17 protein-coding genes are annotated in these 13,871 nt (G+C 32.0%); 1 reads left to right on the top strand and 16 read right to left on the bottom strand.

What is annotated here, in order from left to right; translation table 11 throughout:
• Positions 1-34: 34 nt before the first annotated feature.
• Positions 35-1,159, bottom strand: a complete 1,125-nt coding sequence (locus ACTJFD_RS06560; RefSeq protein ID WP_442260539.1) for a flagellin N-terminal helical domain-containing protein — start codon at positions 1,157-1,159, stop codon at positions 35-37.
• Positions 1,160-1,310: 151 nt separating this feature from the next.
• On the opposite strand from ACTJFD_RS06560, the gene ACTJFD_RS06555 reads away from it, so the two are divergent.
• Positions 1,311-1,883, top strand: a complete 573-nt coding sequence (locus tag ACTJFD_RS06555) for a YrrS family protein (protein WP_442260538.1) — start codon at positions 1,311-1,313, stop codon at positions 1,881-1,883.
• A 410-nt stretch (positions 1,884-2,293) separates the two neighbouring features.
• Here the strand turns inward: ACTJFD_RS06555 and flgL are convergent, their stop codons facing one another.
• From flgL to ACTJFD_RS06480, 15 genes are all read right to left on the bottom strand, one after another.
• Positions 2,294-3,223: a flagellar hook-associated protein FlgL gene (gene flgL, locus ACTJFD_RS06550; protein WP_442260537.1), complete on the bottom strand. Its 930-nt coding sequence runs from the start codon at positions 3,221-3,223 to the stop codon at positions 2,294-2,296.
• A gap of 3 nt (positions 3,224-3,226) precedes the next feature.
• Positions 3,227-3,676: a flagellar basal body rod C-terminal domain-containing protein gene (locus tag ACTJFD_RS06545; protein WP_442260536.1), complete on the bottom strand. Its 450-nt coding sequence runs from the start codon at positions 3,674-3,676 to the stop codon at positions 3,227-3,229.
• Entirely contained in the window at positions 3,642-4,757 is a 1,116-nt protein-coding gene (gene flgK / locus ACTJFD_RS06540; protein ID WP_442260535.1) for a flagellar hook-associated protein FlgK, read from the bottom strand. Before flgK ends, ACTJFD_RS06545 begins: the two co-directional genes overlap by 35 nt.
• 25 nt (positions 4,758-4,782) lie before the next feature.
• Positions 4,783-5,145, bottom strand: a complete 363-nt coding sequence (locus tag ACTJFD_RS06535) for a hypothetical protein (RefSeq protein WP_442260534.1) — start codon at positions 5,143-5,145, stop codon at positions 4,783-4,785.
• Between the two features lie 2 nt (positions 5,146-5,147).
• Entirely contained in the window at positions 5,148-5,432 is a 285-nt protein-coding gene (flgM, locus tag ACTJFD_RS06530; RefSeq protein WP_442260533.1) for a flagellar biosynthesis anti-sigma factor FlgM, read from the bottom strand.
• A gap of 126 nt (positions 5,433-5,558) precedes the next feature.
• Entirely contained in the window at positions 5,559-6,626 is a 1,068-nt protein-coding gene (fliY, locus tag ACTJFD_RS06525; protein WP_442260532.1) for a flagellar motor switch phosphatase FliY, read from the bottom strand.
• Positions 6,623-7,624: a flagellar motor switch protein FliM gene (gene fliM / locus ACTJFD_RS06520; protein ID WP_442260531.1), complete on the bottom strand. Its 1,002-nt coding sequence runs from the start codon at positions 7,622-7,624 to the stop codon at positions 6,623-6,625. The genes fliY and fliM overlap by 4 nt, the downstream gene beginning before the upstream one ends.
• Positions 7,621-8,034 carry a chemotaxis protein CheW gene (locus ACTJFD_RS06515; RefSeq protein WP_442260529.1) on the bottom strand — a complete coding sequence of 138 codons (414 nt, stop codon included), beginning with the start codon at positions 8,032-8,034 and terminating at the stop codon, positions 7,621-7,623. The genes fliM and ACTJFD_RS06515 overlap by 4 nt, the downstream gene beginning before the upstream one ends.
• A gap of 32 nt (positions 8,035-8,066) precedes the next feature.
• Positions 8,067-8,429 carry a response regulator gene (locus ACTJFD_RS06510; protein WP_442260527.1) on the bottom strand — a complete coding sequence of 121 codons (363 nt, stop codon included), beginning with the start codon at positions 8,427-8,429 and terminating at the stop codon, positions 8,067-8,069.
• 13 nt (positions 8,430-8,442) lie between these two features.
• Entirely contained in the window at positions 8,443-9,042 is a 600-nt protein-coding gene (locus ACTJFD_RS06505; RefSeq protein WP_442260525.1) for a chemotaxis protein CheC, read from the bottom strand.
• A complete protein-coding gene (locus ACTJFD_RS06500; RefSeq protein ID WP_442260523.1) occupies positions 9,032-11,059 on the bottom strand; it encodes a chemotaxis protein CheW in 2,028 nt (675 codons plus the stop codon). The genes ACTJFD_RS06505 and ACTJFD_RS06500 overlap by 11 nt, the downstream gene beginning before the upstream one ends.
• A gap of 21 nt (positions 11,060-11,080) precedes the next feature.
• Positions 11,081-11,857, bottom strand: coding sequence for a CheR family methyltransferase (locus tag ACTJFD_RS06495; RefSeq protein ID WP_442260521.1), 777 nt, complete (start codon positions 11,855-11,857; stop codon positions 11,081-11,083).
• Positions 11,848-12,882: a protein-glutamate methylesterase/protein-glutamine glutaminase gene (locus ACTJFD_RS06490; RefSeq protein ID WP_442260519.1), complete on the bottom strand. Its 1,035-nt coding sequence runs from the start codon at positions 12,880-12,882 to the stop codon at positions 11,848-11,850. Before ACTJFD_RS06490 ends, ACTJFD_RS06495 begins: the two co-directional genes overlap by 10 nt.
• A 14-nt stretch (positions 12,883-12,896) precedes the next feature.
• The gene (locus ACTJFD_RS06485; protein WP_442260517.1) at positions 12,897-13,385 is read right to left on the bottom strand and encodes a chemotaxis protein CheD; all 489 of its coding nucleotides are present in this window, start codon (positions 13,383-13,385) and stop codon (positions 12,897-12,899) included.
• Entirely contained in the window at positions 13,375-13,851 is a 477-nt protein-coding gene (locus ACTJFD_RS06480; RefSeq protein ID WP_442260515.1) for a chemotaxis protein CheW, read from the bottom strand. Before ACTJFD_RS06480 ends, ACTJFD_RS06485 begins: the two co-directional genes overlap by 11 nt.
• Between the last annotated feature and the right edge of the window lie 20 nt (positions 13,852-13,871).

Below are 13,871 nucleotides of genomic sequence, written 5' to 3'. Positions count from 1 at the left end.
CAAAAATTTTGGTTTCTTTTCTCACATTCTCAGATTATTGTAATAATGAAAGAACGCTTTGTGGCATAGCGTTAGCTTGTGCCAACATTGAAGTAGCAGCTTGAGAAAGGATGTTGCTCTTAGTGAAGCTCATCATTTCTTCAGCCATGTCAACGTCACGGATACGTGAGTTAGCTTCTGATAAGTTTTCTTGTGTTGTAGAAAGGTTGTTGATTGTGTGTTGTAGACGGTTTTGTACCGCACCTAAGTCAGAACGAGTGCTTGATACTTGAGTTTTAGCTTTATCAATAACTTCGATAGCATCATTAGCATCTTCTTGTTTTGATAAGTCTAATTCGTTAATTCCTAAAGATTTAGCATCCATTTTACCAATGCTTACGCTGATATTTTGATCTTTGTTAGCACCAATGTGTAATTTAAGAGCTTTAGTTTTGTCTTCTACTGGAGCAGCAAAAGTTGTTTTTGTTGCAGTTGCAGCAACATCACCAGCTGTAGCTTTACCTTCAGTTGTATAAGTAAGTTTACCAACTAAATCACCAGTGTTATCTGTACCTGCATAAATTTTTCCATCAGCATCATCTAAGAAGAAACCTGTGTTAACTGTTGCTTTACCGGCAGTTCCATCAGTACGAGCAAATGATAACTCTAATTTATCTGCTTTAGCTTCATCAGAAACATTAACAGAATAATATTTGCTTGCATCAGCACCTTTAGTTTCAGTGAATGAACCAGCTGTATTGAAGTCGCCGTTTAATAAAGTTTTCTTGTTGAATTCAGTTGTATCAGAAATACGAGTGATTTCTTCTTTTAATGCGCTAAATTCTTTGTTTAATTCTTTACGGTCATCGTCACCTAAAGTTCCTGTTGCTGATTGAGAAGCTAAGTCACGCATACGGTTTAAGATATCGTGCGTTTCATTTAAAGCACCCTCAGCTGTTTGGATTAATGAAATTCCATCTTGAGCGTTACGAGTTGCTTGTTTAAGACCACTAATTTGGCCTTTCATTTTTTCTGAAATTGCTAAACCTGCAGCGTCGTCGCCCGCACGGTTGATACGTAAACCTGAAGATAATTTTGCTAATGAACTTGCTTTTGCAGAGTTCGCTGCTCCTAGACGTGAATATGTGTTTAATGCTGCTGTATTTGTATTAATTCTCATTTGTAATTCCTCCATTTGTTTTCTTTCGAGGTTAGCCTCTACTATCTATTATCGGCACTAATTTAAATTAGTTAAGTCTAAAAATAAAATTGTACTTATCTTTTAAACAAGCTATAATATAAACAATATTGCAAAAGAATTGGAGATAGTTTTGAAAAAAGTTAATCGTCTTTTTAAAAAAATTGTTTTAATCATTTTTTGTTTAATTGCCTTTATTAGCGCCTTTCAAATCGCCACGCATAAGAAAGAATCCCTTCTAATCGGCGGTGAAAATATTGCATTGATGGACCACGAAAAAAAATATCAAGCAGTAAATCAACCATTAGAAATAAACAAAAAAAAACAGAAACCGATGGAAAAAAAAGAAAAAATAAAAACAAAACAAATAATTGCTACACAAAATCCAAATGTTATTCAAAGTTATTTGGATACATCTTGGAAACCAATTGGGACAAAACAGACAGAACCGCATATTTTTTCTTTCGATAATAACAGTCAAGATCGAATTGAAATGCGCAAAGTAATTTCAAATACACTGCATATTAACGCCACCAATATTGAAGAATGGTGGCTTAGTATGTATGGGCCTAATGATGTTGAAGCCTACGTTTCAAATCGCGAGACCAATCAGCATTATCGTGTTTTGATCTCTTGGGTTGTTTCTAAAGGATATCAGGCAAAACAAGTCGATGAATTACACTTTTTGCCAGAACAATGGCAATAGGATGGCGTCTTTTCACTGAAGCGACCTCTCAAAGTTAGACCAAAACTCTAACTTTGAGAGGTCGCTATTTTTATGTCGAAATATAGTTTTGAATTTAAAATAAAAAATATTCTGTTCAATTTAGATTAAATGCGATAGGGTTAGTGAAATGTCTATCGTGAGGTCGCTAATGTTCTAGGCATTAATAATCCTACACTGATCGCGACTTGGGTGCGCAAGTTTCGCAATAGTAGTGTTGAGGAACTATAAAATCGAAAGGACGTCCTTCTAATGTGCCTAAGAAAAAGGAGTGGATTTCTCCACTCCTCAAAAGTCTAACTTTTAGGGTTCACTACAATTTTTTTATTTATTTTATCTTTTCGAGTTAACGCAAGCAGTTCATTCCTACGTTTATATATATTTCATCTTCTTTAAACGTAATCTAAAATACTCGTTTGCATAATTTTAGTTCCCATCGATAGTGATGCTTGATAAGCAACCATTTCATTAGCAAATTCCATATATTTTTCTGCAACATCGACATCTTGTTTTTCTGATAAAACTTGTTTAATATTCAAGCTTTCCATTTCATTACGAGATTTTGCTGAAGTTAATCGATTGGAAACTGTTCCAATTCTTGAACGAACATCAACAAAGTTCTCCGCATGATCTGAAAGTTTAGTTATTAGCTTACCTGACAAAGCATCTTTATCATTCCCATTTAAAGCTGTTATCATTTCACTAAAAAAGGTACTTAAATCTTCACTCTTTGTTCCTTCGGTCGTTTCATTCATAAATAACCGTCCATCTGTAATTAAATCAACTGAAACACCTCGTGAGATTTCACGTGGTAAATTTGCTTTTCCATTTTCAGTTCCATTATAAAGGATACCTGTTATATCTCCATTAGCATCTTTTTCAACTTCAAAAGGCGCATCTTTCGTATTCTTTCCTCCAAATACATATCGACCATCAAAGTTGGTATTTAAGACATCAACAATTCCCTCAATTTCTGACATTATCTCAGATTTAGTCACTGCCTGTTCTTCAACTCCTTGAGTCCCATTAGCAGCTTGAGTAAGCAAACCTCTGATACGATGAAAAGAATCGGTAGCATGACTTAAAGCGGCATCTTGCGAATTACTCCAGGCAATAGCATCACCAATCGTTGAGTTATAAAAACCATTTTGTAAAACAGAGTCATTCAAATCAAGTATTTTTGAAAATTCAACAGGATTATCTGAAGACTGATTATATTCTTTTAGTGTACTTAATTGATTATGATATTTTTGTAATTTATTCATATTATGCGCAACATTACGATTAAAATCGTTATAAATCATTGAATTAGAAACTCTCATTACTTACACTCCTGTTCGATTAATTAATGTATCTAACATTTCAGATATGACTGAAATAACTCTAGAATTAGCTTGAAATGCTCGTTGAAAACGAATGACATCTGTTACTTCTTCATTAATATTAACACCAGAAATCGAAGCGTTTTTCTGTTCTAATTGATTTAAAATAAAGCCCTGAGATGCTACACGATTATCTGCTTGTTGTTTTGCAATACCATTTTTGGTTACAATATCAATAAAAGAACCTAACAGTGTTGAGCCACCCTCTTCTGAGGCAAAACTCATCGTTGTTTCGTCATAATTAGCTGATAAATTATTAGCTGATACTGGAAATTTAAAGGCAACATCTTTTAATTTTGATATAGCCAGAGCTCGTGAACCATCACCAATTTCCCCATTTGCTAAATCTTGTTTAACGTTAACTTTTTTTAGGGTCTGCTTGAATATCTTCATTGATTTTTAAATTCAAAGCATAATCTGTATTAGAACCAAGATCAAAGAAATCAATACTCTTACCATTATCAGAATGAATAATATTAACACTCGTTGCTAACCCATAAGCAAACTCATTAAGTTCAGATAGACGTTGTTTAATATCTCCTAAAGAATCTTGGTATCCTTTTGAAGCACCCGCTTCAGTATTTAAAGTTTTATATGTTTTATCGCCCACAGAGCTAATTAATAATTGACCCTTATCTAAGCCTGTTTGATTAATTGTTTGAGCTGATTGTAATGAATTACCTCCATGAGAAACCAAAGCATTTCCAGCAGGATCATGCCCGATAACCATACTAATAGTGGCTATCGAATCATGTGTCAAGACATCTTGACCATCCATTTTCACAGAAACTCGACCATATTGATCAAATGATGTTTTAATTTTTGAAAATTTAGCAACATCATTTAAAATCATATCTCTTTTATCTAATAAATCATTTGGAACTGAACCATCATTAGAAATTTTATAAATCTGACTATTAATACTTTGTAATTCTTCCAACTTTGCATTAACATCTAATACACTTTTTTCCAAACTAGAGATAGTATTACCTTCTAAATCTTTGATTTGTTGAGCCAAATGATTAATATTATCAGTTAATGAATTACCATTTTCTACTAAAATGGATTTAGCATTATCAAATTCTGGATTATTTGATAATTTTGTCCAAGAATCAAAATAAACTGCTAGATCTTTTGAAATTCCATTTGATTGGCCAGTTTCGTTAAAAATACCCTCTAATTCACCCAATATTTCAGACTTCAAGTCAAATTGATGGAAAGACGATGTTTCATTTCTAATGTTTTTCAAGACAAAATCATCAACTATTCTTGAAATAGAAGTAACTTTTACTCCTGTCCCAATCTGTCCTACCCCAGTTAATTTGTAAGGCAAATCCGCTTCCATATTAACTCGTTGTCGTGAATAACCTGGAGTGTTTGCATTTGATATATTATGACTTGTTGTTTCCAATGCTCTTTGTTGAGCATTTAAACCTTTATTAGCTGTTCCCAGCGTTCCAAATAAACCTGCCATAGTTCTTTCTCCTCCTCACTCTAACTTAAAATGTTTGTTCTATAAAATTAACTTCTTTTCGTTCTGTAAATTTACCATCAGAAGAATAAGTATTTGTTGCTCGTTTGGTTTCTGAAGCAATGGCTTGTAAATAAACATTATTATAGGCCATTGCTTGTTCTGTTAACATTAAATTCGTACTTTGTAATTCTTTAATTTCACTAACAAGCATTCTTATTTCTTCTGAATCCGTTGGTTCAAAAGAATCAAAAACAGGTATAAACTCTTCTTTTAATTGTATGATTTCTACAATCTTTTCATTTTTATTATTAATTAAAGCTTTTTTTTCTTTTTTTAAAATCGCTATAAATTGTTTTAAATAAAACAAAATTTCTTTCGTTTCTTTCATTTTTAAAATTCCCTTTGTTCTTTTGTTGTTTTCAACATTTGATTGGCCAATTTTTCTGGATCTACTCGATAAGTTCCAGTTTTTATTGCCTGTTTAATTGATGCCAAACGTTCTACTTTTTCATCCGAATGTTTCATTTCATCTGCTAATAACTTACGACCAGTTGTTGAAATATCAACCATTACAGACTGATCTTTTTGAACAGATTTAGGCGTTTTATTTTGATTGCTTTTCTCTATTTGTTTTGTTGCGTCTAAATACGCACGATATTGATTATTAATTTTCATCTGATCACTTCCTTTAAAACGACTCAACTCGTTTATATTCTCTTAATTATAGTATCGGATGTTTAAAATATAAGTTAAGTCTATTTCAAAAAAAGAGCTAACTAAATCAATAGCCGCTCTTTAAGTTTATGATAAATTATTAAGTCGTTGTTTCTGCGAAACAATATTTGTAATACGAACACCAAAGTTCTCATTGATTACCACAACTTCACCATGTGCAACTAATTTACCATTTACAAATATTTCTAATGGTTCATCCGTTAATTTATTCAAATCAACAACTGAACCTACTCCTAATGATAATATCTCTTTAATTGACATTCTTGTTTTACCTAAAGAAACGGTAAAGTCTAGTGGTACATCCATCAATAATTCTAAATTTTCAACATTTGAAGTTACTTCTTTATTGGCTAAATCTTGAAACTCTGGTCTTTGAACTGATATTTTTTTTCTATTTTCTTCATCCAACTTAACATCCTCACTTTGCTTTGTCACAGGTTCAACTGTCACATTTTCTCTTCCCGTCAAAGTTTCCGCTTGATCAGCTAACATAATATCTGATATCTCTTTAACCATATCTTGTGTATATATCTGCATGATTTCACTTTCAATGACACCTTCAACTGATAATGAGAACGATGTTTTACAGACCACTGTTTCTGGTGAAATTTTAGCATAGTTAACAGCTGTATCATCTTCCCAAAGTAAAACATTCGGTGGAAAAATATCAACTTTTTTACTCAACATCGTTGCCATTGAAGTCGATGCAGAACCAATCATTTGATTCATTGCTTCTCCAACAGCACTTAGTTCAAGTTCCGTAAATTCAGTCTGTTCAGTTGTACCATCTCCACCCATCATCAAATCAGCAATGATGATAGCATCCCTCACATCTAATAATAAGAAATTACTTCCTTCAAGTCCTTCTCTAAATTCAACAACCGATGAAACTTTTGGAGTCACCAACTCATCTAATATTTCTTGAAAAGAAACATAGCTGACTTTTGGTGTCGTTATTTTAACTAATCGATTTAATATAGATGAAAGAGTTGTCGCTGCTTGAGACATGGCTATATTACCGACTTCTCCTATCAGATCAATTATTTCTTGTTGTTTTTTATTTAAATCTTTTTCTTCACTGTCATCCTTAATTAATAATTGATCGATTTCTTTTTGAGTCATTTGATCGCTCATTCCTCAAAGTCCCCCTCTGTAAATTCCAATAGTTCAACAGCAAGACTATCAACATTTTTTCCTGCGCGAACGGTTCCAAAATACTGATTTTCTACATATAATTTCATTGGTTCAGCTATCTTTTGATCTAAAGTTACAATATCACCTATTTCCAAACCCGAAAATTCTGATAGTGTCATTACTGTTTTACCCAAACTAGCTTCAACTGTTAAGCTGGCAGTTTCTATATTCTTTTTTAAATGTTCATTATCTTTAACATTAAATCCTTTGTCTGCATCAAACCAGTTTCTTAAACTTAATTTATCCATAATTCCTTCAAAGAAAACATAAGGTACGCACAAATTAATAAAAGTACTCTTTTTAAAAATTGTTGCTCTGAATGTCGCTAAAATAATCGGCTCATTCGGAGACATATGTTGAAGTAACTGTGGGTTTGTATCTAAACTATCAATTTGACAATCAAGTTCTTTTGTATCTTTCCAAGAAAGTTCAAAAGAAGACACTAAAACCTGAATGACTTCTTCTAAAATTGCTAATTCAATTTCAGTAAAACTTTTTTTAGTTGTTTCATCAATTTTCCCCATATTTTGTTCGTTACCACCACAAAGCAATTCAATAATATGCATGCTAAACTGTGGGTTAATTTCAATCATCTGGTATCCATTTAGAGGATCAGAATGAAAAACACCTAATAACGTAAATTTGGGGATTGAATGAATAAACTCATCATAACTAATTTGTTCAATTGCTGCTAGCTTCATTCCAACATTGGTTCTAAGTTGTGTTGTTAACTGGTTACTTGAATATTTTGAAAAATCTTCAAAAATCATATGCAAAGTGTTGATATACTCTTTAGATAATTTTGTAGGGCGTTTAAAATCATAAAGCTTCGCTACTTGCTCTTCTTTTTCCTCTATCAAATCATCTTGATTAATATCACCACTGTTCATTGCGTTTAGTAATGAATCGATTTCTTGTTGGCTAAGTACTTGTTTCAATTAAATCCCTCATTTTCTGAGAATATCGTCATGATATTAATAATATTTGTCATTTTATCATCTATAGATACTAGCCCTTCGATATTCGGGTCTAATTTCTCTTGTTCCAAATGTTGAATGTCATCTGGATTAATCGTATATACACCATGGATTTTTTCAACTAATAACCCTATCTTCTCATCATCTTTAGTTAGAATGATAATATTTTTATGGTCTTCTTCAGTCTCCTCAGCTAGGAATTTGGAAAAATTAACTAAAGTTACAACTGTCCCTCGTAAATTTATCAAACCCTCAACCCAAAATGGTGCTTGTGGAACTGGAAAAACTTTACTTCTTTTTATGATTTCACCAACATTTTCCGTTCGTAATCCATAATATTTATCTTGTTTTACAAAGACAATCAGTTGCATCGAATCTTCCTTTCGTTAAAGAATTTCCTAGCTTAAACTGTAACCTTGTCTAAGGCTTTGATCACACGATCAGCATCAAATGGTTTAACGATGAAATCTAATGCTCCAGATCGAATGGCATCCATAACCATTGCTTGCTGTCCCATTGCACTACACATCAAAATTTTAGCATCTTTATCATATTCTTTTATTTCTTTTAGAGCATCCAAGCCGTCCATTTCTGGCATCGTAATATCCATCGTTACAATATCAGGTTGACTTGTTTTATACTTTTCGATTGCTTCCAAGCCATTTTGTGCTTCATCAACAACCTCGTAACCATTTTTTTCTAAAATATCTTTCAATTTCATTCTCATAAATACTGCATCATCAACAATTAAAACTTTTTTCCCCATTTTTATCTCTCTCCTATAAACCAATTGATTTAAATAATTTTTCTAATGTTCCTTCATATGGAATAAAATATAAAGAAGCATCGATTTTGTCGCCTAAATAAAGAAATTCATTTTTGATTATTAAAAGTTGTTCATCGAACTGACCAAGTTCCATATAAAGACTGCTAATGACAGATCCAAACATATCGATGGTCAACTGAGGAACGGATGAAACTAGATTACAATTTAATTCTTTACTTAACGCCATCAAAAATGAATTAACGATAATATTCACTAATTCTTTAATTGCTGATTCTTTCAATTCCTCATTAATGCCAATGTCTTTTGAAATCATCATTTGTGTCATTGATCCAGCTGCATCTTCAGTTAGAGAAAACAAAAATATACCTTCTGCATCCCCATAAACCTGATTTATTATAGCATAAACTTGCTCATCTTCTGACATAATTTTTTCATATAGTTCTTGATATGCCATCACTTCAATTAAAGGCACACGCATATTGACTGGATGATTTATAATTTTTGAAATACTAGTTGCGGCATTCCCACCGCCTATATTTATTAGTTCTTTTAAAACATCAATACGTAGATTATCAATTTGTTCACTCATCATCTTCACCCGTACCTTCATAACAGATACTATTTATATCTAAAATCAAAGTAACATCGCCATTACCTAGTATGGTTGCTCCCAAATAATTTTTAAGATGATGTAATTCTTTTCCTAATTTTTTAATTACAATTTCCTGTTGGCCAATCAATTCATCCACCAATAGAGCATATTGTTTATTTCCTAATAAAATCATAATTAAGTGATGATTTTGATTACTTTCATTTTGACCCAAATCAAGAACTTCATTCAAACGAATAACAGGCGTTGCTTTTCCTCGATAATTAAAAATATTTTTATTATGAACAGCAACAATATCTTCAGATGTGACTGAAATAACTTTTTCGATAACCCCTAAAGGCAATGCAAACGTTTCACCTTTAATTTTAACCATCAAAGACTGAATAATTGATAAAGTTAAAGGTAAATTAATATTAACGGTCATTCCTTTATTGATTTCACTAGATAACTCAATTGAACCGCCTAAACTTTCAATCTTTGAGTGAACAACGTCCATCCCAACACCCCTACCAGAAACATTTGTCACCTTCTGCGCAGTTGAAAATCCTGGGTGGAAAATAAGATGAAGGATTTCTTTATCGGTTAATCCGTCTACTGAAATACCTTTACTCTCAGCTTTTTTAGCAATAAAATCGACATCTAACCCTTTGCCATCATCTGCTAAAGTAATAATAACTCGATTTCCTTGCTGATAAGCACTCAATTTAATTTGACCCGTTTCTGGTTTACCTAGTTCTAAACGGCGATCTTTATCTTCAATGCCATGGTCTGCCGAGTTTCTAATTAAATGAATTAGAGGTTCACTCAATTCGGAAACTACCGTTCGATCTAATTCAGTCTCTTCGCCCTCAATAATCAATTCAATATCCTTACCTAAATCCTTTGCCAAATCTCGAACCATTCTAGGAAAACGATTTGTAACAACGCTGACTTGCTGCATTCTAATCTTTAAAACGAGTTCCTGAAGTTCCGAGGTGATCCGTGCGACTTGACCTAAAGGTTCCTGTATTTCAGTTGAATCATAATCCTTACTTACATTTTCAAGACGAGTCCTGAATACAACTAATTCAGAAACTAAATTCATAAATGAATCTAAGCGATCAATGTCTACTTTAATTGACTGATGTTGATGCTCTTTTAATTTTTTAGGAGATAACTTGTTTTTTTTCTTAACTTCTTCTTTTTTGTTATCAATATTTAAATTTAGTTTTTTTTCATCCTCAATTGCTTCGATAATTTCATTATTTTCATTGCCATAGTCTTTTATTAAAATACTATCTACATCAATATCTGATAAGATTACTTTTTTTATTTTTTCTACATCTTCCATTGTGAAAAATAAAATTGAAAATGTATTTTCAAACTCACCAGATTCAAGTTCTTCCATAATTGGTTCACTATAAATAACTTCACCTAAAGATTCAAGACTATTTAAAATCAAATAAACACGAGGACCTTTCATTGTACACGTTTCATCTAAATTAATTTGAATCCCTAAAGTTTTGAAGCCGGTTTCCTGTGCTTGAGTCATTAACATTTTATCTGTTTCACTTAACTCATTGAGTATCTCTTTTTTATGATTTGATTTCTCGTGATGTACTTCTTCAACCATTTCTTCTTGATTTAATTTTTCAAGTTGGTGAATTAAATCTTTCACGATATCCAAATCTGTTTCCACTTCATTTTTTAAATCTTCTACAATTAACGATAAGCGATCTAAACAATCAAAAAGCAATGAGACAATGTCTGATGTAACTTTTAATTGATGATCTTTAACCATTTGAAAAACATTTTCCATTTTATGCGTTAGTTTTGTCATTGTTTCATAGCCCATAGTTGCAGCCATTCCCTTTAAAGTATGAGCTGATCTAAAAATACTATCGATAAGTTCAACACTATCAGGATTGGTTTCTAATTCTAAAACACAATCATTTAAATTTTCTAAATGTTCGGCTGTTTCCTCAAAAAAAAGATCACGATATTGACTATTTTCATCCATAAAAACACCTCTTTTTCTTGTTTAACCTTGCTTTTGATATATAAAAGTAGATATTTTTTTCAAACCTAATTCTTCCGGATTATTTATGGTTTCAGTTGCTCCGGTAAATAAAATTCCACCTGTTACTAATGATTCACTAAATTGGCGATAAATTTTGTCACGTGCGTCATTTTTAAAATAAATCGTCACATTTCTACATACGATAACATGACATTCTTTCTCAAATTTATCACGTAGCAAATCATGTTTTTTGAAAAAAACCTTGTTTTTAATCGACTCAGATATCGTGTAATCTGCTTCCTTCTTTTTAAAATAACTTTTTAAATCTTTTTCAGAAACATTTTTTAAGTATGCTTTTTTAAATTCACCTTGTTTAGCTTTTTCTAATATTTTTTGATCGATATCAGTTGCTATAATTTTATGATGCAACTTCATTTTTCTCTTATCGACAATCATGGCGATACTATATGGTTCACACCCTATTGAACAGGCAGCACTCCAAATTTTCAACGTTTTAAACTGTGTTTTTAATTCATTCATTATAAAATCTTCAAATTCAAAAAACAGTTCTGGGTTTCTAAAAAATTCCGTTACGTTAATTGTTATATAATCTAAAAATTCTAGTCTAATCATCTTATCTTGTTTAATTAACTGACAATACTCTTTTAAATTAGAGGCCGAAGTGTTTTTCATAATTGTCAAAATCCGACGTTGTAATTGTTTCTCTTTATATGAAAATAAATCAATTCCTAAATTTTGTTCTATCCAATTATAAAATTCGATAAATTCTATTTCCATTGTTTCTCCCCGATAATCTTTGGTAACAAATGACATAATTCATCTAAACTTAGGATACTATCCACTACACCCGCTTCGATTGCGCGACGTGGCATCCCAAATACTACTGAACTTTGCTGATCTTGAGCGATGACATAGCCTTTGTTTTTTCTAACTTCCTTTAAACCATTGGTACCGTCATTGCCCATCCCCGTTAGAATAATTGCTAGCAAATTATTTTTATACTCATGAGAACTTGAGCTAAATAAATAATCAACCGCAGGACGAACACCATGTATTTTAGCCTCTTCTAAAGATAGATGGATGCGACTGCCTTTAATTCTTAAATGATAATCACCAGGTGCAACATAAACTGTTCCACCCTTTATTAGCATTCCTTGTTTTGCTTCCACTACTTCAACCGCTGCTTCTTGGTTTAACCTCTTCGAAAAAGAGGTTGTAAAACCACTAGGCATATGTTGAACAATAATAATTGGAATGGCTAAATCCTTTGGTATTTTTTTAATCAGTTGCATCAAGGCTCGTGGCCCCCCCGTGGATGCTCCAATAACAATTGCTCTTAAGCGATTGGGTATTTCTTTTTCAAGATCTCCATAAGATATTTTCTTTTCTGCTGATTTAACTTTAGTTGTTTTTCCCCGCCGTGCAATTGTTTTTATTTTTTGTTCTAATTCTTCTTTAAAACTTTCCCCAATTTCAAGAAGCTTTTCTGGTTTTTCAATAAAATCAGTCGCCCCCAATTCTAAAGAAGCGATTGTCATTTCTTCACCAGAATGAGAACTTAACATGATAACTGGTATATCAAAGTTCTCTTTGATTTTCTCAAGTGTTTCTAAACCATTTAATCCTGGCATTTCAATATCTAGCGTTACAATATCTGGCTTTTTTTTAGCAATCATTTGTAGAGCAACTTCACCGCTCCGCGCAATTGACTGCACCTCACAACCTTCAATTTGATTAATTTTATCCGAAATGACTTTTCGCATAAATGCCGAATCATCGACGACTAATACTTTAATCGGCATGTTTTATCCCCCTATTACAACTTAATAATTTCCCGATTGACCCGTTTAATAGTGACTTCAAACGTCTCCAAGTTTGCAAAAAAGGAGCGCCCCGTTTTTCCACCCACATCTTTTGCAATAATTGGTATCTTTAGTTGTTTCAACTCTGTTAATACAGCAATGACATTTCTTTCCCCGATATTTTTTGATTGAGATTGTGTATTAAAACTAAACATATTCGAGCCACCTGCAATTTTAGCTACTAACGATTGACAATGATATTTTAGTTTAAGTTCATTTACCATCGCCTTAATTGCTAAGTCTGCAAACTTTTCTACTTTTAATTCCGAACGATGCTGAAACATCAAACTATCTGGTAACATAATATGGCTTAATCCACCTATTTTTTTACGTTCATCATAAATAAAGATTGCGACACAAGAACCTAATCCCAATGTCTGTAACTTATTAGGCGCTTGGGTAATTTTAAAATCAGAAATACCTACTTTAACATCATTCACCATTATTATTTTCATCCATTAATTCGAGTGACGTTTCTTCTAGTAAAAGTAACGCTTTTAATTGAAGTAGTTTTATTAAATTAAGTTCTAAAATAATATCAGTTTCTGTTTTTATAAATGACTTTAAAAACTCTTTTTCTAAGAACGTTTCGCTTTCAACTTCTTCAAACAAATCATCTTCAAAATCAATAATCCCGATAATATCTTCGACTAAGAAACATAAAAATTGTTCCCCAATATAACTGATTATTAATTTAACCTGTTCGGTAATCTTCGTTGGTTTGTTGTAAAATAATTTTGATAAATCAATAACTGGTACGACTTTTTGATGATACTTGATAATTCCTAAAACAAATTCATGCTCTAACGGAACACTTACTGGTTTTTGCCATTGAATAATCTTTTCGGTTTGTTCAATAGGCAAACTAAATGATTGTTCATGACTAATAAAAACAATTTCCTTATTCACATTGCTCCTCCACCTATTTA

It is taken from the genome of Vagococcus sp. (assembly GCF_052102835.1).
Lineage (GTDB): Bacteria > Bacillota > Bacilli > Lactobacillales > Vagococcaceae > Vagococcus.
This window is presented reverse-complemented; position numbering and strand designations above follow the sequence as displayed.

Bases quoted from the DNA above. Each gene is read 5' to 3' on its own strand.
- ACTJFD_RS06560 (WP_442260539.1), bottom strand. From the start codon at position 1,159: ATGAGAATTAATACAAATACAGCAGCATTAAACACATATTCACGTCTA.
- flgL (WP_442260537.1), bottom strand. From the start codon at position 3,223: ATGAGAGTTTCTAATTCAATGATTTATAACGATTTTAATCGTAATGTT.
- ACTJFD_RS06545 (WP_442260536.1), bottom strand. From the start codon at position 3,676: ATGAAGATATTCAAGCAGACCCTAAAAAAAGTTAACGTTAAACAAGAT.
- flgK (WP_442260535.1), bottom strand. From the start codon at position 4,757: ATGGCAGGTTTATTTGGAACGCTGGGAACAGCTAATAAAGGTTTAAAT.
- ACTJFD_RS06535 (WP_442260534.1), bottom strand. From the start codon at position 5,145: ATGAAAGAAACGAAAGAAATTTTGTTTTATTTAAAACAATTTATAGCG.
- flgM (WP_442260533.1), bottom strand. From the start codon at position 5,432: ATGAAAATTAATAATCAATATCGTGCGTATTTAGACGCAACAAAACAA.
- fliY (WP_442260532.1), bottom strand. From the start codon at position 6,626: ATGAGCGATCAAATGACTCAAAAAGAAATCGATCAATTATTAATTAAG.
- ACTJFD_RS06515 (WP_442260529.1), bottom strand. From the start codon at position 8,034: ATGCAACTGATTGTCTTTGTAAAACAAGATAAATATTATGGATTACGA.
- ACTJFD_RS06510 (WP_442260527.1), bottom strand. From the start codon at position 8,429: ATGGGGAAAAAAGTTTTAATTGTTGATGATGCAGTATTTATGAGAATG.
- ACTJFD_RS06505 (WP_442260525.1), bottom strand. From the start codon at position 9,042: ATGATGAGTGAACAAATTGATAATCTACGTATTGATGTTTTAAAAGAA.
- ACTJFD_RS06500 (WP_442260523.1), bottom strand. From the start codon at position 11,059: ATGGATGAAAATAGTCAATATCGTGATCTTTTTTTTGAGGAAACAGCC.
- ACTJFD_RS06495 (WP_442260521.1), bottom strand. From the start codon at position 11,857: ATGGAAATAGAATTTATCGAATTTTATAATTGGATAGAACAAAATTTA.
- ACTJFD_RS06490 (WP_442260519.1), bottom strand. From the start codon at position 12,882: ATGCCGATTAAAGTATTAGTCGTCGATGATTCGGCATTTATGCGAAAA.
- ACTJFD_RS06485 (WP_442260517.1), bottom strand. From the start codon at position 13,385: ATGGTGAATGATGTTAAAGTAGGTATTTCTGATTTTAAAATTACCCAA.